The organism is Kitasatospora sp. NPDC057965, assembly GCF_042887135.1.
In the GTDB taxonomy this organism is placed as follows: domain Bacteria; phylum Actinomycetota; class Actinomycetes; order Streptomycetales; family Streptomycetaceae; genus Kitasatospora.
The window spans coordinates 1-24,407 of the sequence record NZ_JBHVPZ010000026.1; the positions used below are offsets into that span (position 1 = coordinate 1).

The following is a 24,407-nucleotide window of genomic DNA, read 5'->3' on the forward strand; positions in this document are numbered from 1 at the left end:
CTGCGCGGGGGCGGTGGGGGGGTTCGGGCGGGGGGGGCGGAAAAGGGGGGGCAAAACTTCCGGGGGGGGGGGGGGGGGGGGGGGGGGGGGGGGGGGGGGGGGGCCCGGGCGCCCGGGGGGCCCCCCCCGGCCCCGTTCCCGTCACAGCCGCGCAGGGCTCAGTCGCTCTCCGGCCCCGCGAGGTTCTTGCTGAGCCACTGCAGGGTGTCCGGGATCATCTTCTTGAAGTCGCTGGTCAGGTGCTTGCCGCCGGGCTGCTCGTAGTACTCGACGGTGAGCGGCGGAGCGGCCTTGGCGACCCAGGCCTTGACCAGCTTGTTCTCGTACGCGTTGGCGCCGCCGGCGGTGGCCAGCATCCGCACGTCGGCCTTGCCCTGGGTGACCAGCAGGTCGGGGCTGTTGGCCTGGCGGTCGTTCTCGTAGCCCTTCCAGAGCGGCGAGTCCGGGGTGAAGTAGCCGTCGATCGGGACGGCCGCCTTGAACTTGTCCGGGTGCTGCAGGGCCAGCTTGGCGCTGCAGAACGCGCCGGTGGAGGCACCCATCAGGCCCCAGCCGTCGCGGCCCTTCACGGTGCGGAAGTTGGCACGGACGAAGTCGGGGACGTCCTCGGCCATCCAGGTGCCCATCTTGGGCTGGCCGGGGATGTCGGCGCACTCCAGGGCCTTGGCCTCGTTGGAGTCCAGGTTCTGCACCGGCATGATCATGATGAACGGGTGCGCCTTGCCCTGCTTGGCGAGATCGGCGTCGACCTCCTGGATCGGCAGCTGGTTGTCGGTCCAGGTGTTGTAGCCGGCGCTCTGGCCGCCCGCGTACAGGGTGAGCACCGGGAAGCCGGTCTTCGCGTACTTGGGGTCGTTGTACTCGGGCGGGAGCCAGACCCAGACCTTTCCGGTGACCCCGGACTTGGCGCCGGTCAGCGTGGTCACCGTGATCTGGCCGGCCGCGGTGTCCCTGGCCTTGCTGAACGCGGCCTGCGGGCCGGTGGGCATCAGCACCTTGCCGGACGACGCGGGGGTCCCGGGCGCCGCGGTCGTGGCCGGAGCGGCCGCCGACGAGCTCGACCCCGCCGCCGTCGGGGACCCTGGCACCGAGGAGGAACCGGTGGCCGCCGCCGAGGAGTGGCCACCCTTCGCCGCGTCCCCCGCCTTCCCGGCGCTCCCGCCGTCCGAGCTGCCGCAGGCCGCCAGCGCGGCGGCCAGGGTGAACACGGTGGCGCCGGTCAGCACGGCGCGGAAACGGAAGGACTGCGGCTGCACGGTGAGAACTCTCCGACCGGTGTCGCGCCCGCTCCCACGGAGCCGGGCGGTGGCCCCCGGGTGGGGCCGGACAGGCCCGGGGCCGCGACACTGTGCGGGACCCCCGGGAGGCCGCCCGCACGGGAGCGCGCCGTCCTGCGATCTTATGACGTGGGCCGCTGTGCCCCGGTTGCGCGTTGGCCAGCACCGATCCAATGTTTGTTCCCGATCCGGTAAAGCCCCCGGCCACCCCTCCCAACCGGCGGGGACCCAACCCCCGCCGACCGGCGGGCCCCAACCGCCACCCGTCCACCGGAACCCGACAAACCCCCCGAACGAGCGAGCGCACACGCCGAACAGAGCGCTCGCCGGGACAGCACGCGGGGGCCGGTTCCGACCGTTCCCCCACCTCGATCCGCGCGGCGGCAGCGATCAGCCGGGAGACGGGCGCTGACATCTTCGAGAGGATCGAGCAGTCCGTCCGCGCCCACAGCAACCTGACCAGGAGTCCGCCATGTTGGAACGCATCGCCGTCGTCACCGGAGCCGGGAGCGGGATCGGGCGGGCCGTGGCGGTCGAGCTCGTGGTCGGGGGGTGGCGGGTGGTACTGGCCGGGCGGCGGGAGGAGGCGTTGCGGGAGAGCGCGCGGTTGAGTGGGGGGGATGACGCGTTCGCGGTGCCGACCGACGTCACCGACCCGCGGGCCGTGGACGCGCTGTTCGGAGCGGCGGTCGAGCGGTTCGGGCGGGTGGATCTGCTGTTCAACAACGCCGGGGCGTTCGGCCCCGCCGGCACCGTGGACGAACTCGATGTCGACGCGTGGCGGGCCGTGGTCGACGTCAACCTCACCGGCGCCTTCCTCTGCGCCCGCGCCGCGTTCCGGCAGATGCGGGCGCAGCAGCCGCAGGGCGGCCGGATCATCAACAACGGTTCGATCTCCGCGCACGCCCCGCGGCCGCGCTCGGCCGCGTACACGGCGACCAAGCACGCCGTCACCGGGCTGACCAAGTCCCTCTCCCTGGACGGCCGTCCGTACCGGATCGCCTGCGGGCAGATCGACATCGGCAACGCCGCCACCGAGATGACGGCCGCGATGAGCAGCGGAGTGCCGCAGGCGGACGGGCGGGTCGCGGTGGAGCCGACGATGGACGTCGCCGATGTGGCGCGCACGGTGCGGCACATGGCGGAGCTGCCGCTGGAGGCCAATGTGCAGTTCGCGACGGTGATGGCGAGCGCCATGCCGTACATCGGCCGCGGCTGACCCCCCGACAGGAAGCAGGACCCTCGTCCCGCCGGAGACGAGGGTCCCGGTCCAAGGGGGCCGCTACGGGCGCCAGGTGTCGTTCAGCGTCACCTTGCCCGACGCCGGCACGGTGGCGGTCCGGTTGGCACCGGACTCCCAGGTGACGGCGCCCGAGGCGTCCTTGCGGAGGTACTTGTAGGAGAAGGCGGTACCGGCGGGCATCGTCACGTCCGTCTTCCAGACCGGGTACGCGGCCGAGGAGAGCGGCAGCGCGGCGGCCGTGTTCCAGCTGCCGAGAGCGGCGTTGTCACCGACCACGTAGACGTTCTGCCCGTAGACGGTGGTCGCGTTGACGGCGAAGGACGCGCCGCCGGTCACCGTCGTGCCGCTGCCGGGCGCGCCGGCGTACAGCGCGACGGCGTCGCCCGCGCCGACGGTCGCGGTGAAGCGCCCGTCCGTGCCGACGGTGTAGGACGGGCCGGTGCAGCCGCCGGACGCCGGGTCGCCGTGCTGGACGTCGCAGTAGGAGCCGGCGGTCAGCGAGGTCCGGAAGGTCTGGGTGACCGGGCCGCCCTCCCGGTTGATGGCCACGAAGCCCTTGTTCCCGCGGCCGAAGGCGATCGCGTTGGCGCCGTCGGTCCACCAGTCGGTGAGCGCGGTGCCGGCCACCGCGTTGCGGAAGCCGACCATGTTGGCCACCTGCCGCCAGGCGTGGGTGCAGTTCCAGCCGTCCTGGTAGCAGGCGTTGACGGTGCCGCCGTTCGGCGGGCCGTCGTCGTGGCCGGTGAAGGCGTAGCCGGAGTACACGTTCGGCGAGCCGTACGGGTGGGCCAGCATGAAGACGTTGGCCAGGGTGTACGTCGAGCCGTCCCGGTAGGTGAGCGTGGAGCCGTTGCGCTCGGTGTCCCAGTTGTCGACGAAGGTGCGGGCCTTGGCGGTGGGCAGCAGGCCGTTCCCCCAGCCGGACAGGTCGGCGAGCCTGCCGCCCTGGAAGGCGCTCTTCAGCCAGGTGCCGGAGCGGAACTCGTCGACGTCGCCGGTGCCGGTGTACTCGGAGGGCTGGATCGGCTCGCCCGCGCCGTAGATGACCTCCTGCACCCAGTACGCCTGGGGGTTGGCCGTCGCGGCCTTGATGGCGGCGAGGTCGGTGGCGGCGATGTGCTTGGCGGCGTCGATCCGGTAGCCGTCGACGCCGAGCGAGGCCAGGTCGTCGAGGTAGCGGGCGATGGTCTGCCGGACGTAGGTGCTGCCGGTGTCCAGGTCGGCGAGGTCGACCAGCTCGCAGTTCTGCACGTTGGAGCGGTCGCCGTAGTTGTTGCCGATCGCCGTCCGGCAGGTGTGGAAGTCCTGGTCCTGGTAGTAGCCGGGGTAGGCGTACTTGCTGTGGACGGTGCCGCCGGTGCCGGTGCCGGAGCCCGCGGACATGTGGTTGATCACCGAGTCGGCGAGCACCTTGACGCCGGCCGCGTGGCAGGTGTCGATCATGCGCTTGAAGGACGCCCGGTCGCCGAGCCGCCCGGCGATCCGGTAGCCGACGGGCTGGTAGGAGGTCCACCACTGGCCGCCCTGGATGTGTTCCTGGGGCGGCGAGACCTCGACGAAGCCGTAGCCCTTGGGGCCGAGGGTGTCGGTGCAGGCCTTGGCGACCGAGTCGAAGCGCCATTCGAAGAGCGTCGCCGTGACGTCCTTGCCGCCGCCGGGCGGGGCGGCCTGGGCGGCGGGGGCCGCGCCGAAGGCGACGGTGAGGGAGAGCGCGAGACCCGCCGAGGCGGTGAGCGCGCCGGCTGCGCGGGCGGTGGTGACCACGTTGTCTCCTGTGGGGGGGGGTGGCCGGGTGGGGGAAGTCCGGGGAGCACGCGCGAAAGCTTGCTGAAACGTTTCAGAAACTTGCAGCGCTGAACCTAGGGGCCCGGCCGGAGGCCGTCAATACCCCGCGCACGACACAGGGCCCGGCGGTCGCACCCGCCGGGCCCTGCCCCTGTCTCACCTGGTTACCGCCGGCGTCACCGGCGCAGGGTCAGCTCGTCGCGATCGAGGTGTCGTCGATCACGAAGCTGGTCTGCAGCGAGACGTCCTCGGTGCCGGTGAACTTGAGGGTCACCGTCTGGCCCGCGTAGGCCGACAGGTCGAAGGTCCGCAGCTGGTAGCCGGCGGCCGCGTCGACGTTCGAGTAGGTCTTCAGCGTGGTGCCGTTGACCTGGACGGCCAGCTTGTCGTACGCCGTCGTGCCAGACTCACCGGTGTCGATGTGCAGGTAGAAGCTCAGCGTCGCCGAGCAGCCCGCCGGGATGCTCACCGTCTGGGACAGCGTGTCGGTGTGGGTCGAGCCGTAGCCGTTCAGCCACGCCTTCCAGGTACCGCCGTGCGGCGCCTGCGAGGACGAGTTGTCGACCACGCCGCTGGAGGCGGTCCACGGCGCGGCCGTACCCGTCTCGAAGCCCGCGTTGCCGAGCAGCTGCGCCGGGGTGCAGGTGCTGTTGGGGTCGGTGACCGCCCAGGTGAAGCTGGTGGTCCCGGTCTTGCCCGCCGAGTCCTTGGCCGTCACGGTGACGCTGGAGTTGCCGACGGTGGTCGGGGTGCCGCTGATCACGCCGGTGGAGGCGTTGATCGACAGGCCGGCCGGCAGCCCCGTGGCGGTGTAGGTCAGCGCGCCGGTCCCGCCGTTCGCCTTGACGGACAGGCTGACCGCGGTGCCGGCCTTGGTGCTCTGGTTGCCCGGGTTGGTGACGGTGACGCCGCCCGGGTCCGGCGGCAGGGTGCCGACGTTGACGGCGGCCCACGCGGTGCCGACCGCGATCACCTCGGGGCTACCCGCCCCGTAGAGGTCCCTGGCGGCGTTCTCGGTCGCGGTGCGGGCCGCGGCGTAGTTGGTGGTGGAGGTCATGTACGTGGTCAGCGCCTTGTACCAGACCTGCAGCGCCTTGTCCCGGCCGATGCCGGAGAGGCTGATGCTGTTGACGGTCGGGCTGTTGTAGCTGACGCCGTTGATCACCTTGGCGCCGCTGCCCTCGGCCAGCAGGTAGAAGAAGTGGTTGGCGACGCCGGACGAGTAGTGCACGTCCAGGTTGCCGACGCCCGAGTACCAGGAGTCGGCCGAGGAGCCGTCCTTGGAGGGCTTGTCCATGTAGCGCAGCGGCGTGCCGTTGCCGTTGATGTTGATGAGCTCGCCGACCAGGTAGTCCGGGTTGTCGGAGGGCAGGTTCGCGTAGAACTCGACCGCGTTGCCGAAGATGTCCGAGGTGGCCTCGTTGAGGCCGCCGGACTCACCGGAGTAGGTGAGGTTGGCGGTCGCCGAGGTGACGCCGTGGCTCATCTCGTGGCCGGCCACGTCCAGCTCGGTCAGCGGGTGGGTGTCGCCCGAACCGTCGCCGTAGGTCATGCAGAAGCAGCTGTCGTCCCAGAACGCGTTGACGTAGCCGGTCGAGTAGTGGACCCGGCTGAAGGCGCCGACGCCGTCGTTGCGGATGCCGTTGCGGCCGAAGGTGTTCTTGTAGAAGTCCCAGGTGGCGGCGGCGCCGTACTGGGCGTCGACGGCGGCGGACTCGCCGTTGCTGGCCTGGCCGTTGCCCCAGGTGTCGCTGGTCTTGCTGTACAGCGTGCCGTTGCCCGACGTGCCGTGGTTCATGTTGGTGGTGTACTGGCCGCCGCGGGTGCCGTCCTTGAGCTGGTAGCTGGACCCGCTCTGGGTGGTGGTCAGCGGCACGTTGCCGACGAAGACGCCGGTGCCGGTGCCGGTCTTGATGCCGTCGGCCTTGCTCAGGACCGCGCCGGTGGTGGCGTCGGTGACGACGTGCAGCCGGCTCGGGGTGCCGTCCGACTCCCGGCCGGAGACGACGGTCTCCCAGGCGAGCTTCGGGGTGCCGTCGGCGGCCCAGACGACCAGGCGCGGGGCGGTGTCGACCGCGGAGCCGGCCTCGGCGGCCAGCGCGGCCTCCTGGGCCTTGGGCGCGGCGAGCTTCGGCGTGGTGTCGACGCCGCTCAGCACGGCCTCGCTGGCCTTGGTCACGCCCGTGGTGGCACCGGTGGCGTCCTGGTGGACGATCAGGTCGCCGCCGAGCACCGGCAGGCCGGCGTAGGTGCGCTCGTAGCGCAGGTGGCGGGCGCCGTTGGTGTCCTGGACGACGTCCTTGGTGACCAGCTTCTCGTTGCCGGTCAGGCCCAGCGTCTGGGCGATGCCGGCGGTCTGCTGGTTCGCGGAGGCGATCAGCTCCGCCCGGCTCGCCTGCTGCGCGGCGACGACCGCCGGCGCGTCAGGGGTTGCCGCCTGCGCGATGACCGGGATGCCGGTCACCAGCAGCGCGGTGGATGCGGCCATGACAACCGCGGCCTTCCGGGCGTGGGCGTAACGGGACATGCGGACTCCTTTTCCGACCGCCGCGGGGTTCGCGGACGGTGGAGAGAACCTGGCCGCGGTTGCGACTCAGTGGGGGCCCCCGCCGCCGATACGCGGCGCGGGTGCGGTTGCGGAGCAAGGTGGTCGAGCGTTTTCCGGCAGGGGACGCGCCGTTCCTCACCTCGGACCGCTGCACCGGGGGGTGGGGTCCCCTCGGCTGCAGCAGGAGGAATCGTGGCAGCAAACGAGCCGTTAATGACAGATGCATGCCATGGATTGGCCGATTAGCTACCGGCCCGTAGATCCGGTGGACACCTGGCAGTGTTACGGCGGCAAGAACTTCCGAAGATCGTTTTCATTCCCGCCGAAAAGGTTTGCTCACCCCCGGCAGGCACTGACCAGCACTCAGGGCCCACCCCCGGCCCGAGCGGCGGCGGACAGCGCCGGACGGGCGCGGCACGTCACCTTTCCAGCCGTGCCACGGGCGGTTTTCGGTCAACCCCATTCATTGAACGGAACCGGAAGGCGCCCGAAACGGTCAGATCCCGCACGGCACCGGGCCTGCAGGCCTGCAAGAAATTTCAGCAAGCTGCGGAAAGTCGTACGGGCGGGCACAATGCCTCACCCCGCCGGCCGCCCACCCCCGATTGCGCCCCCCGACCCTCCCGGCATGACAATGGGACGTATGCCCGTCCCACCGGTCCGCACCAGACCCGCCCGCACCCCCTCCCCCGGTGGGAGCCACCCCCTACCACTCAAGGGGGACAGCCGGTGAAGAATCCACTTCCGGAGGATGAGCGGACGGCTACGGGACGTCTGGCAGACTTCTCGTCCATGGGGGAACCGACCGAGATCCAGCAGAACGGCGGCCGCATGCCCGACGGAGCCACCAGCGCGGCCCAGACCCGGACGGCCGCGCTGCGCGCCCGCGTCCGCGAGCAACGCCGTTCGCCGGCCCGCCCGCGGATCTGGTTCGAGCTGGCACTGATCGGTCTCAGCTACTGGATCTACTCGCTGGTGCGCAACGCCGTCCCCGAGCAGGAGTCGGTCGCGCAGAAGCACGCGAGCTGGATCTGGGACCTCGAACACTCCCTGGGCATCGCCGTCGAGCGCTCGATCAACCACGCGGTCGACAGCGTCGGCTGGCTGATCACCGGGATGAACTACTACTACGCGACGCTGCACTTCATCGTGACCATCGGCGTCCTGGTCTGGCTCTACCGCCGGCACCCGGGCCGCTACGTCGCGGTGCGCACGGTGCTGTTCGTCACCACCGCGATCGCGCTGGTCGGCTTCTACTTCTTCCCGCTGGCGCCGCCCCGGCTGATGACCGACGGCGGCTTCATCGACACCGTGAAGTCGCACGGCACCTGGGGCTCGATGGCCTCCGGCCCGGCCACCCACGTCTCCAACCAGTTCGCCGCGATGCCCTCGATGCACATCGGCTGGTCGATGTGGTGCGGGCTGACCATCTTCTTCCTGGCCCGCCGCACCTGGGTCCGGGCGCTCGGCCTGCTCTACCCCGCGGCCACCCTGGTGGTGATCGTCGCGACCGCCAACCACTTCTGGATGGACGCCGTCGGCGGCGAGATCTGCCTGCTGGTGGGCTTCCTCGCCGCCCGCTGGTTCTACCATTCCTGGGTCTACAGGCTCCCGCAGGTGCCCGCCCGGGAGGAGGAGCCGGCCCGGCCGGTCACCGTCCCGGAGCAGTGGAGCGAGCCCGCGGTGAGCAGCGCCCGCCGCTAGCGCCCACGCAGGACGCATAGAGGGGCCCCGGTTCTCCGGGGCCCCTCTCGGCTGCGCGCCCCGTCCGCCCGCTCACCCGTAGAACAGCCGCTCCACCACCGACCGGGCCCGCCGGGTGGTGCGCCGGTAGTCGTCCACCAGTTCGCCGCTGTGCCCGGCCCCGTAGCCCAGGTAGCGCGCCACCCCCGCCAGCTCCCGGGCGTCCGTCGGGAAGGAGTCGCCCGCCCGGCCGCGCACCAGCATCACCGCCGAACGCACCCGGGAGGCCAGCACCCAGGCCGCGTCCAGCACCTCCGCGTCCTCGGCCCCGACCAGCCCGGCCCCGGCCGCGGCCGCCAGCGCGTTCCTCGTCCGGGTGGTGCGCAGACCCGGCAGCCCGTGCCCGTGCTGGAGCTGGAGCAGCTGGACGGTCCACTCGACGTCCGCCAGCCCGCCCCGGCCGATCTTGGTGTGGGTGGTCGGGTCGGCGCCGCGCGGCAGCCGCTCCGCCTCGATCCGGGCCTTGATCCGGCGGATCTCCAGCAGGTCCCGCTCCGGCACCCCGGTGCCCGGGTAGCGCAGCGGGTCGATCAGCCGCCGGAAGCGCTCGCCCAGCTCCGGGTCGCCCGCCACCGGCTCGGCCCGCAGCAGCGCCTGGCTCTCCCAGGCGTGCGACCAGCGCCGGTAGTACGCCTCGTACGAGGCGAGCGAGCGCGCCAGCGGGCCGTTGCGCCCCTCCGGCCGCAGGTCGGCGTCCACCTCCAGCGGCGGCTCGGTGGACGGCGCGGCGAGCAGCGCGCGCAGTTCGAGGCAGACCGCCTGCGCGGCCCGGGCCGCCTCGTCCTCCAGCGAGCCGAGCAGCGGCTCGTGCACGAAGAGCACGTCCGCGTCCGAGCCGTAGCCCAGCTCGTGCCCGCCGAACCGGCCCATCGCGATCACCGCGAGCCGGGTCGGCAGCGCGCCGTTGCGGGCCTCCCAGCCGGCCACGCAGGCCCGCAGCGCGCCCTGCAGGGTGGCGGCGTTCAGCGCGGTGAGCGCCTCGCCGGCGGTGTCCAGCGCCTGCGCCGGGTCCTCGCCGAGCCGGCCGAGCACATCGGCGGCGGCGGTGCGGAACAGCTCCCGGCGGCGCACCGAGCGGACGGCGGCCACCGCGGCCCCGGTCGAGTCGGCCCGGCCGACGGCGGCCAGCACCTCCCGCTCCAGGGCGTCCCGCCCGCGCGGCACCAGGCCCTGCGGGTCGCCGAGCATCGCGACCGCCTCGGGCGCGCGCAGCAGCAGGTCCGGGGCGAGCCGGCCGGCCGACAGCACCCGCGCCAGCTGCTCGGCGGCGGCGCTCTCGTCCCGCAGCAGCCGCAGGTACCAGGGGGTGCGGCCGAGGGCGTCGGAGACCTGGCGGAAGTTGAGCAGCCCGGCGTCCGGGTCGGCGGAGTCGGCGAACCAGCCGAGCAGCACCGGCAGCAGGGTGCGCTGGATGGCGGCCTTGCGGCTGACCCCGGAGGCGAGCGCGGTGAGGTGGCGCAGCGCGGCCGCCGGGTCGGCGTAGCCGAGTGCCTCCAGCCGGGCCCGGGCGGCCTCGGGGCGCAGGCCGGCCGCACCGGTCGGCAGTTCGGCGACGGCGTCCAGCAGCGGCCGGTAGAACAGCTTCTCGTGCAGCCGGCGCACCTCGACCGCGTGCCGCTTCCACTCCCGCTGGAGCGCGGCGACCGGGTCGGAGCGGGTGTCGTCGTTGATCAGCGGGGCGAGCGAGCGGGCAAGCCGGCGCTGGTCCTCCTCACCGGTGGGCATCAGGTGGGTGCGGCGCAGCCGGTGCAGCTGGATCCGGTGCTCCAGTGAGCGCAGGAACCGGTAGGCGGTGTCCAGCGAGGCGGCGTCGGCGCGGCCCACGTAGCCGCCGCGGGAGAGCGCGGCCAGCGCCTCCAGGGTGTTGCCGCTGCGCAGCGCCTCGTCGGTGCGGCCGTGCACCAGCTGGAGCAGCTGGACGGAGAACTCGACGTCGCGCAGCCCGCCGGGGCCGAGCTTGAGCTGGCGGTCCAGCTCGGTGGCCGGGATCGAGTCGATCACCCGGCGGCGCATCTGCTGCACGTCGGCGACGAAGTTCTCCCGGGCCGCGGCCTGCCAGACCATCGGCGCCAGCGCGGCGGTGTACGCCTCGCCGAGCTCCGGGTCGCCGGCCACCGGGCGGGCCTTGAGCAGCGCCTGGAACTCCCAGGTCTTGGCCCAGCGCTGGTAGTAGGCGAGGTGGCTGGCCAGGGTGCGGACCAGCGGGCCGTTGCGGCCCTCGGGGCGCAGGTTGGCGTCGACCGGCCAGATGGTGCCCTCGCCGGTGGTGTCGGCGCACAGCCGGGTGAGGGCGGCGGCCAGCCGGGTGGCGCCCTGGAGCGCCTCCTGCTCGCCGACGCCCTCGCGCGGCTCGGCGACGTAGACGACGTCGACGTCGGAGACGTAGTTGAGTTCGCGCCCGCCGCACTTGCCCATGCCGATGACGGCGAGCCGGCAGGCCGCGGCGGCCTGCGGGTCCTGGGCGGCGGCGAGGTCGAGGGCGGTCTGCAGGGTGGCGCCGGCCAGGTCGGCGAGTTCGGCGGCGGTCTGGGCGAGGTCGGTGGTACCGGTGAGGTCGCGGGCGGCGATGGCCAGCAGGCAGCGGCGGTAGGCGACGCGCAGCGCGTCGGCCGGGCGGCCGGCGGGGTCGGCCGCGTCGGCGGCGACGCCCTCGGCGAGCGCGCGGCGGAAGTCCTCCGGGCCGGGGTGCATGTCACGCAGCTCGAAGGTGACCAGGGCGTGCCAGTCGTGCGGGTGCCGGGCCAGGTGGTCGGCGAGCGCGGTGGAGGCGCCGAGCACGCCGAGCAGCCGGTCGCGCAGCGGCTTGGAGGTGGTGAGGGTGTCCCGCAGGGTCTGCCGGTCGGCCGGGTCGGCGGCCTCCAGCAGCCGGGCCAGGCCGAGCAGGGCAAGGTCCGGGTCGGCCGTGGCGGCGAGTGCGTCGAGCAGCAGCGGGTCGGCGGCCAGACCGGTCAGCGCCGGTTCGGCGAGCAGCCGCAACGCCCGCTCCGGATCGGTGAACCCCCGCCGCACCAGCCGGATCTCCGGCCGGCTGACCCGGCTTCCGGCCCGCTGTTCCTCCACCGCCATCGTCCCTCCGTCGGTCCGCCCCAGCAGGCTACGCGCCCGGGGGCCGCGGGGCGTGTCGCCTTGCCCGTCGGCTCGGCGGCGCGGTGGAGTACGCATGGCCGCCCGGGACGCCGGACCGGCCGACCCGTGGCTCTCCCCCACGCCCATCCGAAGGGACGACCCGTGGCGAGCGAGTACCCAACCGGACGGAACGTCCGGCGCCGGCACCCCCTGCGGGTCGCGATCGGCGTGTCCGGCGATCTGCTGTTCACCGTCGGCGTGCTGTTCGCCCTGCTGCTCGTCCACTCGCTGTGGTGGACGAACCTCACGGCCGGCCGGCACGCGGACCTCTCCGGCGAGCGGCTGCGACGGTCCTGGGAGGCCCCGGCCGCCGCCCCGCCGACCGCCGCCGCCCCGCCGGACTCCCCCGCCCCGCCGCCGTTCGCCCTGGGCGACGCCATCGGTTTCCTCCGCGTCCCGGCCCTCGGCGCCGGCTACCAGGTGCTGATCGAGGTCGGCGCCGACCCGGACACCCTCGCGGACGGGGTCGCCGGGGCCTACACGGCGCCGTACCGCTCGGCCATGCCCTGGGAGCCGCAGGGCAACTTCGCCCTGGCCGCCCACCGCGACGGGCACGGCGCGAAGTTCCACGACCTGGACCGGCTGAAGCCGGGAGACCCGCTGGTGGTGGAGACCCGGGACCGCTGGTACGTCTACCGCGTCGACGCCACGCTGCCCGAGACCACCAAGGACGACACCGGCGTCATCGCCCCGGTGCCCGCCGGCTCCCCGTACGGGGGACCCGGCCGCTACATCACCCTGACGACCTGCACGCCGGTCTACACCTCGCGCTACCGGATGGTCGTCTGGGGCAGCCTGCTGCGGGAGGAGCCGATGGACCCGGTCCGCACCCCGCCCGCCGAACTGCGCTGAGCCGGGCCGGCGGGCACACGACGGACGGGCGGTGCGCCGTATCGCGCACCGCCCGTCCGTCACTGCCTGCTCCGGCCGCCGCGGCCGGCGCTCACCCGGCGCCCTGCGGGCCGGACCGGGTCACGAGGAGCGCGTGGACCGCGTGGACCGCCGGCCGATCCGCATGGCCGCCGCGCCCGCAACGAGGAACGCCGCCGAGAGGCCGGCCAGGGCCGGCGAGCTCCCGCTGCCCGTCTCGGCCAGCTCCCCGTGGTGCCAGTTGTGCTCCTCGCCGTGGTGGGGCGGCTTGGGGGTCGGGTGCTCCACCTCGACGGACTTGGACTTGTTCACGTTGGTGACGGTGTTGCTCTGCGAGGCCGTCTGGTTCTGGCTCTGACTGTTGCTGTTGCTGTTGCTGTTGTTCGCCGTGTTCTGGGCGGAGTTGTTCAGGGAGTTGTTGGCCGAGCTGTTCGAGGAGTTGTTCACGTGGCTGGCGACGCTGGTGTTCGCGCTGTTGTTGACGTCGTTGTGGATGTGGTTCTGCACGACGACCGTCACGTTGACCTGCGAGTCCTGGCTCTGCTGGCCGTTCTGGGACTGGCCCTGGGACTGGCCCTGCGCCTGGTTCTGGCTCTCGGACTGGCTCTCGGACTGGTTCTCGGACTGGCCCAGCGAGGCCGGGGTGGGCTGGTTCCCGTTCCCGCCGTTCCCGCCGTTCCCCCCATGCCCACCGTTCCCGCCGTTCCCCCCATGCCCCCCATGCCCGCCGTGCCCGCCGTGGCCGCCGTGCTCCTCGTGCCCACCGTGCTCGTGGTGGCAGGGGCAGACGGGCTCCTCGTGGTGGCAGTGCTTGCCGGTGGGGGCCGACGACTCCCCCTTCAGTCCGTCGGGGAACCCGGGCCCCGACGGCCGGACACCGAGCAGCCCGCGCTCCTCCTCGCCCGGCTGCTCCTCCGCGCCCTGATCGGTTCCCTCCTCGCCCGGCTGGGCCGCGACCCCCTGCTCGTCCCCCTCGTCGCCCTCCCGGGCCACCACGCCCTGCTCGGCGGCGACGGCCGGCGCCGCCTCGGCCGGGACGGCGTCGGCCGGGGCCGCCTCGGCCGGGTCGACCGCGACCGTCCCGGTGACGCCGTCCGTCCGGTCGTACTGCCGGACCACCAGCTTCGCCGGCCGCGAGTCACGGTTGCCGAAGGTCCGGGCGTGAATGGCGTCGCCGCTGTCCTCCGCGGCCTGACGGAGGAGACCGTCGACCCATTCACCCTGGGCCTCGGCCGATTCGGCGGCTGCACGGTGGTCGGCGGAGGGCGAGGCGTAGGCCGCCGAGGCGGCCCCACACACGAGGGCGGCCGAGGTCAGTCCGGACAGGGCCAGGGTGGTGATTCGAGTACGCATGACACTCCAGGGTGATCCGCAAAACGGATCTTCTGAATACGCCTGCTCGTCACCCCGCGACGGCTCGCACCGCTGCGGATTAGCCGCATTGGCCCAACGGATTACCATGCCCGGGGGACACCGGCCGCACCGTCCACTACGGTTGACCGATCGTCAGAACCGTCAGAGCACCTGGAGGTTCTTGCGCAGCTCGAACGGCGTCACCTCGGAGCGGTACTCCTCCCACTCCTGCTTCTTGTTGCGCAGGAAGAAGTCGAAGACGTGCTCGCCGAGGGTCTCGGCGACGAGTTCGCTGCGCTGCATGAGGTCGATGGCCTCGCCGAGGTTCTGCGGCATCGGCTGGATGCCGAGGGCGCGGCGCTCGGCGTCGGTGAGGGCCCAGACGTCGTCGTCGGCGCCGGGCGGGAGCTCGTAGCCCTCCTCGATGCCCTTGAGACCGGCGGCCAGGGTGACGGCGTAGGCGAGGTAGGGGTTGCAGCCGGTGTCGAGGGAGCGGACCTCGATCCGGGTGGAGCCCTGCTTGCCCGGCTTGTACATCGGGACGCGGATCAGCGCGGAGCGGTTGTTGTGGCCCCAGCAGATGTAGGACGGGGCCTCGCCGCCGGCGCCGGCGGTGCGCTGCGAGCCGCCCCAGATCCGCTTGTAGGAGTTGACCCACTGGTTGGTGACGGCGGCGGTCTCGGCGGCGTGGCGCAGCAGGCCGGCGATGAAGGAGCGGCCGACCTTGGAGAGCTGGTACTCGGCGCCGGACTCGTGGAAGGCGTTGCGGTCGCCCTCGAACAGCGACAGGTGGGTGTGCATGCCCGAGCCGGGGTGGTCGGAGAAGGGCTTGGGCATGAAGCTGGCGTGGACGCCCTGCTCCAGCGCGACCTCCTTCATGACCAGCCGGAAGGTCATGATGTTGTCGGCGGTGGACAGCGCGTCGGCGTACCGCAGGTCGATCTCCTGCTGGCCCGGGGCGCCCTCGTGGTGGGAGAACTCCACCGAGATGCCCATCGACTCCAGCATGGTGATCGCCTGGCGGCGGAAGTCGTGGCCCACCCCGCGCGGGGTGTGGTCGAAGTAGCCGGACTGGTCGGCGGGGATCGGCGGGGTGCCGTCGCCGGGCAGGTTCTTCAGCAGGAAGAACTCGATCTCGGGGTGGGTGTAGAAGGTGAAGCCCTGGGCGGAGGCCTTCTCCAGGGTGCGCTTCAGCACGAACCGCGGGTCGGCGTAGGAGGGCGAGCCGTCCGGCATCAGGATGTCGCAGAACATCCGGGCGGTGCCCGGGGTCTCCGAGCGCCACGGCAGGATCTGGAAGGTGGTCGGGTCCGGCTTGGCGATCATGTCGGACTCGTAGACCCGGGCGAAACCCTCGATCGCCGAGCCGTCGAAGCCGATGCCCTCCTCGAACGCCTGCTCCAGCTCGGCCGGCGCCACCGCGACCGACTTCAGGAACCCCAGGACATCGCTGAACCAGAGCCGGACGAACCGGATGTCACGCTCTTCGAGCGTTCGAAGCACGAACTCCTGCTGCTTGCCCATGGGGACAGTCTCACCTCTGCTCTTTACGCCCGTGTTACGCCCATCATGGCGGATCGAGCCGGGGATGCCCCGCGGGGGACGGCCTCACCCCTCCGGCCCGGAGGGGTCACCACCGGCCCCGGTGGATCCCTCCGGCCACCGGGAGCCCGGGGAAGGGACCACCGACCGGCGCAGCGCACCCCCCGGCCGAGACATTGCGTCAGATCGACGATTAGACTCGGTGGCATGCCCAATCTCCGTCTCGCCCTCTGCCAGACCGACCCGTGGGTCGGTGACATCGCACGCAACAGCGATGAGGTGGTGCACTGGACCAAGCAGGCCATCGAGGCCGGTGCCCAGCTGGTCGCGTTCCCCGAGATGGCCCTGACCGGGTACCCGGTCGAGGACCTCGCGCTGCGTCGCTCCTTCGTCGAGGCGTCGCGGGCCGGGCTGGTCGAGCTGGCCGCGCGGCTCGCCGCGGAGGGGCTCGGCGGGGTGCCCGTCGTGGTCGGTTACCTCGGCCGTTCGGAGCAGGCCTCGCCGCGGTTCGGCCGACCGGCCGGCTCCCCGCAGAACTGCGCCGCGGTGCTGTTCGGCGGCGAGGTGGCCACCCGGTTCGCCAAGCACCACCTGCCGAACTACGGCGTGTTCGACGAGTACCGCTGGTTCGTCCCCGGCGACCAGCTGCCGGTGCTGCGGCTGAACGGGGTGGACGTCGCGCTGGCGATCTGCGAGGACATCTGGCAGGACGGCGGCCGGGTGACCGCCGCCCGCGAGGCCGAGGCCGGCCTGCTGCTGGTGATCAACGGGTCGCCGTACGAGCGGAACAAGGACGACGCCCGGCTGGAGCTGGTCCGCCGCCGGGCCGCCGAGGCGGGCTGCGCGCTCGCGTACGTCAACATGGTCGGCGGCCAGGACGAGCTGGTCTTCGACGGCGACTCGATCGTGGTCGCCCCGGACGGCGAGGTGCTGGCCCGCTCGCCGCAGTTCGAGGAGCACCTGCTGGTGCTGGACCTCGACCTGCCGGCCGCCAGCAGCGACCACACCGACGGGCTGCTGCTCGCCGACGGCCTGCACCTGGTCCGCGCCGAGCTGGGCGGCGAGCCGGGCCCGGCCCCCGCCGCTCCGCTGTCCGCCGGGGTCGCGCCGCGGCTGAGCGACGAGGCGGAGATCTGGTCGGCGCTGGTCTCCGGCACCCGGGCCTACGTCCGCAAGAACGGCTTCCGCTCGGTGCTGATCGGCCTGTCCGGCGGCATCGACTCGGCCGTGGTGGCCGCCCTCGCGGTGGACGCGCTGGGCGCCGGGAACGTGTACTGCGTCTCGATGCCGAGCCGCTACTCCTCGCAGCACTCCCGGGACGACGCGGCCGAGCTGGCCCACCGCACCGGGCTGAACTTCCGCACCGTGCCGATCGCCCCGATGTTCGACGCCTACATGGCGGCCACCGAGCTGACCGGCCTGGCCGAGGAGAACCTGCAGTCCCGACTGCGCGGCACCCTGCTGATGGCGATCTCCAACCAGGAGGGGCACATCGTGCTCGCGCCCGGCAACAAGAGCGAGCTGGCGGTCGGCTACTCGACCCTGTACGGCGACTCGGTCGGCGCGTACGGCCCGATCAAGGACGTCTACAAGTCGCTGATCTTCCGGCTGGCCCGCTGGCGCAACGAGGAGGCCGAGCGGCTCGGCGAGGTGCCGCCGATCCCGGAGAACACCATCTCCAAGCCGCCGTCCGCCGAGCTGCGGCCGGACCAGAAGGACACCGACTCGCTGCCCGACTACGACCTGCTGGACACCGTGCTCGACCTGTACGTCGAGGGCGACCAGGGCCGGGACGCGATCGTGGCGGCGGGCTTCGACCCGGCCGTGGTGGACCGGGTGGTGCGGCTGGTGGACACCGCCGAGTACAAGCGGCGGCAGTACCCGCCGGGTCCGAAGATCTCGGTCAAGGGCTTCGGCCGGGACCGCCGGCTGCCGATCACCAACCGGTGGCGCCGCGGCTGACCGGAGCCCACGCCGTCACTGGTAGCGGTAGGTGGCGGCCACCGCGAGGTGGTCGCTGCCGTCCCGCTCCAGGGTCCGCGAGTCGGTGGGCCGCAGTCCGCCCTTGCTCATGATGTGGTCGATCCGGGCCATCGGGAAGGTCGCCGGCCAGCTGAAGCCGAAGCCGTCGCCGGCCGCGCCCTGGGCCGAGCGCATCTGCGAGGTGACCGGCGCCAGGCTGCGGTCGTTCATGGTGCCGTTGAGGTCGCCGAGCAGCAGCACCTTCTTCACCGGCTCGGCCTCGATCGCGTCGCCGAGCGCCTGGGCGCTGACGCCCCGCTGGTCGACGGTGAAGCCGCCCTCGGCCCTGAGCCGGACCGACGGCAGGTGCGCGACGTACACCGCGACGGGGCCCTGCGGAGTGCCGACCTCGGCCCGGAACGCCCTGGTCCAGCCCATCTTGATGTCCACCACCCGGACGTCGCCGATCGGGTACTTGGACCAGAGCCCGACGGTGCCCTCCACCGCGTGGTACGGGTAGCTGTCGGCCAGCCCGGACTCGTAGGCGCGCAGCGGCCGGCCGGCCAGCTCCTGGAGCGCGACGATCTGCGCGCCGGACTTCTCCAGCATCCGGACGGTGCCCTGCGGGTCCTCGTTGGCGGCGGCCACGTTGTGGCTGACCACCGTGAAGTCGCCGGTGCCGCCGCTCTTGTCGGTGAGCGCGCCGCCGAACATGTCGGTCCAGATCACCACCGGCACCAGCAGCGCGAGCAGCGCGGTGGCGGAGCGGCGCAGCAGGGCGGGCACCAGCAGCACCGGCAGGGCCAGGCCCACCCACGGCAGGAAGGTCTCCAGCAGGCTGCCGAGGTTGCCGGTGCTGTTGGGCACCTCGGCGTGGAAGGCCATCAGGGCGCCGACGAGCAGGGCCGCCACGGCGATCAGCAGACCGCGCCGCCAGGCGGTGGCGCCGCGGGCGTCCCGGCCCCAGCCCCGCACGCCGAGGAACCCGGCCGCGGGGCGCCGGCCGGATCCCGGGTCGCCGGCCTCCGCCGTGGACACCCGGTCCGCCCTGTCCGCCTGCGCCATGCCGTGGCTCCCGTCGTTCGCGCCGTCCGCCGGTGCCGCCGCCGGTCCGGCGCGGGCCACCGCCGGGCGGGCGGAGGACATGCCGGACCGGGGCGGGTTTGGTCGGATTCCCGGCTCAGCCTATGCCGGGACAGACGTCCGGTCGGTGGACCGGGGTTCCGGCGTGGCCCGGTTGGTGAGCCAGGCCACTGCACGGGGCGGCCGGAAAGAGGGGAGGTCGGGCGGCCGGGGAGGCGAAGGCCGGGTTGTCGGGACGTCAGGCGGGCACGGGACGTCAGGCGGGCACGAGGCGTCAGGCGGGCACGGGGCGCAGGGCCGGGCCGGCCAGGCCGGCCAGCAGCGCGTCGACCATCCGCTCGGCCAGCTCCGGGTCGTCCAGGTCGGAGTCGTCCCACAGGATGCTGCGGGCCAGGATGGGGCCGATCAGCAGGTCGCCGAGCAGTTCCTCGTCGAGGTCGGCGCGCAGCTCGCCCTCGGCGACGCCCCGGCGGATGACGTCCCGGGCGGCCTCCCGGCGCGGCAGGATCACCCGTTCGCGGTAGGCGGCGTTCAGCTCGGGCCAGCTCTGCATCTGGCCGAGCGCCGCCTTGAGCACCCAGCGGGAGCGCTTGGCGAGCCCGCGCAGCCGCATGTACTCGATCATCGCGACCAGGTCGCCGCGGATCGAGCCGGTGGCGGCGGGCAGCGGCTCCTCCAGCCTGCTGACCATGTCGACCAGCAGCGCCTCCTTGTTGGGCCAGCGCCGGTAGATGGTGGCCTTGCCCACGCCGGCGGCGGTGGCGATGCCCTCGATGGTCAGCTCGGACAGGCTGGTGCCGTCCGTCATCAGCTCCTCGACGGCGGCGAAGATCGCCTGCTCGGCGGCCTCGCTGCGGGGCCTGCCCCGGCGCGGGCCGGTGCAGGACGGCACGGCCGTCGGCTCGGTCTTCATCTCACGTCTCCCGGTTGTGGGCCCCCGCCCGAGGGAGGGCGGGGGTCGCACGCGCTCGTGGGCCCCGTCACCGGCGGGTTCCCGGTGCCAGGGCCCCATTCTCGCTCAGCGCGGTCGCGGGTCAGGCTTCCGCGGCCGCCGTCTTGCGCGCCGCCGTGTCCGCCCGCCCGCCCGGCGCCGCGGCGGAGCCGCCGGCGGAACCGTCGGCCGGGGCCTTGCCGGGCAGCAGGAACCAGGCGATCAGCGCGCCGCCCACGGTGATCGCGGCGGAGAGCCCGGCCACCACGTGCATGGCGTCGAGGAAGGAGTCGTTGGCCGGGCCGATCAGCTCCTTGCCGCGGTCGCCGAGCCGGGCGGCGACGGCCAGGGTGGCCTCCAGCGACTCGCCGGCCTTCTCCCGCAGCTCCGGGACGGGCAGCTGGGCGAGCTTGTCGGACATCCCGTCGCGGTAGACGGTGGAGAGCACCGCGCCGAGCACCGCGACGCCCAGCGAGCCGCCGACCTGGCGGAAGGTGTTGTTGACCGCCGAGCCTGCGCCCGCCTTCTCGCGGGGCAGCGAGCCCATGATCGCGACGGTGATCGGCGGCATGACGTGCGCCATGCCGGTGCCCATCAGCAGGCCGAGCGCGACCAGCACCCAGATCGGGGTGGTGGCGTCCAGCAGCAGGTAGCCGAGGAAGCCGACCGCGATGAACAGCATGCCGACGGCGCAGGTGGCGCGGATGCCGAAGCGGTCGACCACCAGCCGGGCGCGCGGGGCGAACACCAGCTGGGCAGCGGCCAGCGGCAGCATCAGCACACCGGCCTGCAGCGCGCTGTAGCCGCGCACGCTCTGGGTGTAGAAGACGCCGAAAAACGAGACGCCCATCAGCGCGAAGAAGACCACGCCGACCACGACCACCGAGGCGCTGAACACCTTGTTGCGGAACCAGCCGATGTCCAGCGCGGGGTGGGCGGTGCGGCGCTCGAAGAGCACGAAGGCGGTCAGCGCGGCCAGGCCGACCAGTACCGGGCCCCAGGCCTCGACGGCGGTGAAGTCGGCCAGCTCGCCGCCCTTGATGATGCCGAAGATCAGCGCGACCAGGCCGATGATGGACAGCAGCACGCCGACCGGGTCCATCCGGCCCGGGTTGGGGTCCTTGGACTCGGGGACCAGCACCGCCATCGCGATCAGCGCCACGACCACGATCGGCACGTTGACCAGGAAGATCGAGCCCCACCAGAAGTGCTCGATCAGCAGGCCCCCGGTGATCGGGCCGATCGCGATGGCCAGGCCGACGGCGCCGGCCCAGACGCCGATCGCCTTGGGCTGCTCGGAGCGCTCGAAGACGTTCATGATGATGGCGAGCGTGGCCGGCATGGCCAGCGCGCCGCCGACGCCCATCAGCGCGCGGTAGCCGATCAGCTCGCCCGGTGTGCTCGCGAGCGCGGAGAGCAGCGAGGCGAGGCCGAAGACGGCCATGCCGGCCAGCAGCGCCCGCTTGCGGCCGAACCGATCGCCGAGCAGACCGGAGGTGAAGAGCAGCCCGGCGAACACCAGGGTGTAGGAGTTGATCGACCATTCCAGGTCGCTCTGGCTGGCGCCGATGCCGGTGGGCGCCGGGGACGCGATGGTCTTCATCGCGACGTTGAGGATCGAGTTGTCGAGCACGACGACGAGCAGGGCGAGCACCAGGGTGCACAGGATCGCCCAGCGGCGGCGGTGGATGGCTTCCGGCACACGGGGTGGCGCGGCGGCGGTGGTCATGGGTTCTTCCCGTCGTGGTACGGCGTGGCACTGGCGGGAATTTCGAGCCGCGGTCGTCTCGTAACCCCCCTGCGGTCAGGGTAGCGGCATTTTCGATACGAGACGAATCCGTATCGTAAAGTCGCGGCAAAGACCGCCCGGCCCACCGGGGCCGTCCGGGCAAGCGGAACGGCCCCCGCCCCTTTTGCACCCGCGCCGGGCCGTGCAAGCATGGAGGTGATCCGGGGACGCCGCACGGCGCCACGAGACGACAACCCTTCAGGAGCCCGTTCGATGAACGCTTCTTCGCCTTCGCCTGCCCAGAACCGGGCGGCGACGACCGCCACCCTCTACGGTGGGGTCACCAACCGCCGCGTCACCGTCCGCGACCTCGCCGCCGCCAAGCAGCGCGGGGAGAAGTGGTCGATGCTGACCGCCTACGACGCCCTCACCGCCGGCGTCTTCGACGAGGCCGGCACCCCCGTCCTGCTGGTCGGCGACTCCGCCGGCAACTGCCACCTCGGCTACGAGACCACCGTGCCGGTGACCATGGATCAGATGGTGATGCTCGCCGCCGCCGTCGTCCGCGGCACCGAGCGGGCCATGATCGTCGCCGACCTGCCGTTCGGCTCGTACCAGGAGTCCCCGGCCCAGGCGATGCGCAACGCGGCCCGGCTGATGAAGGAGGCCGGGGTCGGCGCGGTCAAGCTGGAGGGCGGCGAGCGCAGCGCCCGCTCGATCGAGCTGCTGGTCGAGGCCGGCGTCCCGGTGATGGCCCACGTCGGGCTCACCCCGCAGTCCGTGCACGCGCTCGGCGGCTACCCCGTCCAGGGCCGCGGCGACGAGGCCGCCCACCAGCTGCTGCGCGACGCCAAGGCGGTGCAGCAGGCCGGTGCCTTCGCCGTCGTCCTGGAGGCGGTGCCCGCCGAGCTGGCCCAGCAGGTCACCGAGCAGCTCGCCATCCCCACCGTCGGCATCGGCGCCGGTGCGGACTGCGACGCCCAGGTGCTGGTCTGGACCGACTTCGCCGGGATGACCGCCGGCCGGGTGCCCAAGTTCGTCAAGCAGTACGCCGACCTGCGGGCCGTCCTCGGCGGCGCCGCCCGCGCGTTCGCCGAGGACGTGCGCGGCGGGGCCTTCCCCGCGCCGGAGCACACCTTCCACTGACGCGCACCGTCGTCGGGGCCCGGACCGCGGCCGGACCCCGACGACAGCCCGCGTGACAGCCCGCGTGACAGCGGCCCGACAGCCGCGTGACAGCGCCCCGCCGGCCGGCCCCGTACCGGCCCGCCCCCTGACAGCGGGCTGACAGCCGGGTCGGACAGTCTGTGGGGCATGACACGAATCTCCACCGCCCCGAACGACCGGGGGCCCGCCGCGGGGAACGCCGTCGAGGTCCACGGCATCGTCAAGCACTTCGGCACCACCAAGGCGCTCGACGGGGTCGACCTCACCGTGCGCGAAGGAACCGTCCTCGGAGTGCTCGGCCCCAACGGCGCGGGCAAGACCACCCTGGTCCGCGTCCTGTCCACGCTCATCAAGCCCGACGCCGGCACCGCCTTCGTCGGCGGCTACGACGTGCTGCGCCAGCCCAAGCAGCTGCGCCGCACCATCGGCCTCACCGGCCAGTACGCCTCGGTCGACGAACTGCTCTCCGGCTACGAGAACCTCTACCTCATCGGCCGGCTGCTCGACCTCTCCCGCCGGGACGCCAAGGCCCGCGCCACCGAGCTGCTGGAGCGCTTCTCGCTCACCGAGGCCGCCAAGCGGCCCGCCAAGACCTACTCCGGCGGCATGCGCCGGCGCCTCGACCTGGCCGCCTCGATGATCGGCCGCCCCCGGGTGCTCTACCTGGACGAGCCCACCACCGGCCTCGACCCGCGCACCCGCAACGAGGTCTGGGACGAGGTGCAGCGGATGGTCGCCGAGGGCTCCACCGTGCTGCTCACCACCCAGTACATGGAGGAGGCCGAGCAGCTCGCCGGCGAGCTGACCGTCATCGACCGCGGCCGGGTCATCGCGGCCGGCGGCGTGTCCGAGCTCAAGGCCCAGGTCGGCGGCCGGACCCTGCAGGTCCGCCCGGTGCGCCCGGCCGAGCTGCCCGAGATGGCCCGCTGCCTGCAGGACACCGGCGTCGGCGCGACCTTCTCCGCCGACACCGGCCTGCTCTCGGTGCCGATCACCGCCGACGAGCAGCTGACCACCGTGATCGGCGTGCTCGGCACCCGCGGCTTCGCGGTCGCCGGCATCGACACCAAGCTGCCCAGCCTCGACGAGGTCTTCCTCGCCATCACCGGCAAGCCCGCGGACCGCCCCGCGACCGCGGACGCCGCCCCCAGCCTCGCCAAGGAGCCCGTCGCATGACCACCGCCACGCTCGCCCCCGTCCGGGCCGAGGACACCGGGATCGGCCTGGCCGGCCACCTGCGGCACGTCGGCGCGCTGACCCGCCGCAACCTGATGCGGATCAAGGCCGACCCGGAGTCGATGTTCGACGCCATCCTGATGCCGATCATCTTCACGGTGCTGTTCGTCTACGTCTTCGGCGGAGCCATCTCCGGCGGCCAGGACGCCTACAAGCAGTACATGATCCCCGGCCTGCTCGGGCAGACCGGGCTCACCCTGGCGATGGCCGTCGGCACCGGCCTCAACAGCGACTTCCAGACCGGCGTGATGGACCGCTTCCGCACCCTGCCGATCGGCCGCTCCTCGGTGCTGCTGTCCAAGATCGCGGCGGAGACCTGCCGGGCCATGCTGTCCTTCAGCATCCTGATCGTCTTCTCGCTGATCCTCGGCTTCGAGCTGAAGGGCGGCGTGCTGGAGCTGCTGGCGGCGATCGGCCTGTCCCTGGTGTTCGGCATGTCGATCGTATGGATCTCGATGCTGCTCGGCATGGCCCTGCGCAGCGCCCAGGCCGTCCAGGGAGTCGCCATGCTGGTGCTGATGCCGATGCAGTTCGGCAGCTCGATCTTCGCCCCGACCGACACCATGCCCGGCTGGCTGCAGGCCTTCACCAAGGTGAACCCGCTGTCCGCGCTGGCCGACGCCTGCCGGGCGCTGATGAACGGCCAGGGCGCCGTCGCGCACCCGACGCTCGTCGTGCTGGCCTGGTCGGTCGGCGTCACCGCGGTCTTCGCACCGCTCGCCGTCGCCCGCTTCCGCAAGCGGACCTGAGCCGTGGCCGCACGGCGGATCCCGGGGCGCGCGGGGGGCGTCCCGGGATCTGCCGGGTCCGGG

General features: G+C 72.8%; 16 protein-coding genes. 7 read left to right on the forward strand and 9 right to left on the reverse strand.

Translation table 11 applies throughout. The annotated features are described in order from the left end of the window. Positions 1-158: 158 nt before the first annotated feature. Positions 159-1,256, reverse strand: coding sequence for an alpha/beta hydrolase (locus ACFVVU_RS28700; RefSeq protein ID WP_380682136.1), 1,098 nt, complete (start codon positions 1,254-1,256; stop codon positions 159-161). Between the two features lie 493 nt (positions 1,257-1,749). Here ACFVVU_RS28700 and ACFVVU_RS28705 point away from each other — a divergent pair, with 493 nt between their 5' ends. Beyond that, positions 1,750-2,496, forward strand: coding sequence for an SDR family oxidoreductase (locus ACFVVU_RS28705; protein ID WP_380682137.1), 747 nt, complete (start codon positions 1,750-1,752; stop codon positions 2,494-2,496). A gap of 63 nt (positions 2,497-2,559) precedes the next feature. Here the strand turns inward: ACFVVU_RS28705 and ACFVVU_RS28710 are convergent, their stop codons facing one another. After that, entirely contained in the window at positions 2,560-4,284 is a 1,725-nt protein-coding gene (locus ACFVVU_RS28710; protein WP_387793148.1) for a carbohydrate-binding module family 20 domain-containing protein, read from the reverse strand. A 211-nt stretch (positions 4,285-4,495) separates the two neighbouring features. Then, on the reverse strand, positions 4,496-6,832 hold the full coding sequence (locus ACFVVU_RS28715) for a M4 family metallopeptidase (protein WP_387793150.1): 2,337 nt from the start codon (positions 6,830-6,832) through the stop codon (positions 4,496-4,498). An 813-nt stretch (positions 6,833-7,645) separates the two neighbouring features. On the opposite strand from ACFVVU_RS28715, the gene ACFVVU_RS28720 reads away from it, so the two are divergent. Then, positions 7,646-8,557 carry a phosphatase PAP2 family protein gene (locus tag ACFVVU_RS28720; RefSeq protein ID WP_380682140.1) on the forward strand — a complete coding sequence of 304 codons (912 nt, stop codon included), beginning with the start codon at positions 7,646-7,648 and terminating at the stop codon, positions 8,555-8,557. Positions 8,558-8,629: 72 nt separating this feature from the next. Here the strand turns inward: ACFVVU_RS28720 and ACFVVU_RS28725 are convergent, their stop codons facing one another. Then, on the reverse strand, positions 8,630-11,662 hold the full coding sequence (locus ACFVVU_RS28725) for a bifunctional [glutamine synthetase] adenylyltransferase/[glutamine synthetase]-adenylyl-L-tyrosine phosphorylase (protein ID WP_387793152.1): 3,033 nt from the start codon (positions 11,660-11,662) through the stop codon (positions 8,630-8,632). A gap of 162 nt (positions 11,663-11,824) precedes the next feature. Here ACFVVU_RS28725 and ACFVVU_RS28730 point away from each other — a divergent pair, with 162 nt between their 5' ends. Then, positions 11,825-12,574: a class E sortase gene (locus ACFVVU_RS28730; RefSeq protein ID WP_387793154.1), complete on the forward strand. Its 750-nt coding sequence runs from the start codon at positions 11,825-11,827 to the stop codon at positions 12,572-12,574. A 120-nt stretch (positions 12,575-12,694) separates the two neighbouring features. On the opposite strand, the gene ACFVVU_RS28735 is transcribed toward ACFVVU_RS28730, so the two are convergent. Further along, on the reverse strand, positions 12,695-13,945 hold the full coding sequence (locus tag ACFVVU_RS28735; RefSeq protein WP_387793156.1) for a hypothetical protein: 1,251 nt from the start codon (positions 13,943-13,945) through the stop codon (positions 12,695-12,697). A gap of 162 nt (positions 13,946-14,107) precedes the next feature. Further along, complete coding sequence (locus tag ACFVVU_RS28740; RefSeq protein ID WP_380682144.1) at positions 14,108-15,469, reverse strand: glutamine synthetase family protein; 1,362 nt, start codon at positions 15,467-15,469, stop codon at positions 14,108-14,110. 225 nt (positions 15,470-15,694) lie between these two features. Here ACFVVU_RS28740 and ACFVVU_RS28745 point away from each other — a divergent pair, with 225 nt between their 5' ends. After that, positions 15,695-17,449 (forward strand): NAD+ synthase, encoded by a 1,755-nt coding sequence (locus ACFVVU_RS28745; protein ID WP_387793158.1) that lies wholly within the window; start codon positions 15,695-15,697, stop codon positions 17,447-17,449. A gap of 15 nt (positions 17,450-17,464) precedes the next feature. Here the strand turns inward: ACFVVU_RS28745 and ACFVVU_RS28750 are convergent, their stop codons facing one another. The 3 genes from ACFVVU_RS28750 to ACFVVU_RS28760 form a co-directional block, all read right to left on the reverse strand. Further along, entirely contained in the window at positions 17,465-18,514 is a 1,050-nt protein-coding gene (locus ACFVVU_RS28750; RefSeq protein WP_380682146.1) for an endonuclease/exonuclease/phosphatase family protein, read from the reverse strand. Positions 18,515-18,806: 292 nt separating this feature from the next. Further along, the gene (locus tag ACFVVU_RS28755; RefSeq protein WP_355361943.1) at positions 18,807-19,445 is read right to left on the reverse strand and encodes a TetR/AcrR family transcriptional regulator; all 639 of its coding nucleotides are present in this window, start codon (positions 19,443-19,445) and stop codon (positions 18,807-18,809) included. Between the two features lie 121 nt (positions 19,446-19,566). Next, a complete protein-coding gene (locus ACFVVU_RS28760; RefSeq protein WP_387793161.1) occupies positions 19,567-21,192 on the reverse strand; it encodes an MFS transporter in 1,626 nt (541 codons plus the stop codon). Positions 21,193-21,465: 273 nt separating this feature from the next. Between ACFVVU_RS28760 and panB the strand changes: the two genes are divergently transcribed. The 3 genes from panB (at position 21,466) to ACFVVU_RS28775 (ending at position 24,344) form a co-directional block, all read left to right on the forward strand. Then, positions 21,466-22,338 (forward strand): 3-methyl-2-oxobutanoate hydroxymethyltransferase, encoded by an 873-nt coding sequence (gene panB, locus ACFVVU_RS28765; protein ID WP_380682148.1) that lies wholly within the window; start codon positions 21,466-21,468, stop codon positions 22,336-22,338. Between the two features lie 168 nt (positions 22,339-22,506). Next, on the forward strand, positions 22,507-23,535 hold the full coding sequence (locus ACFVVU_RS28770) for an ATP-binding cassette domain-containing protein (protein WP_380682149.1): 1,029 nt from the start codon (positions 22,507-22,509) through the stop codon (positions 23,533-23,535). After that, the gene (locus ACFVVU_RS28775) at positions 23,532-24,344 is read left to right on the forward strand and encodes an ABC transporter permease (RefSeq protein WP_380682150.1); all 813 of its coding nucleotides are present in this window, start codon (positions 23,532-23,534) and stop codon (positions 24,342-24,344) included. Before ACFVVU_RS28770 ends, ACFVVU_RS28775 begins: the two co-directional genes overlap by 4 nt. The last annotated feature ends 63 nt before the right edge of the window (positions 24,345-24,407 follow it).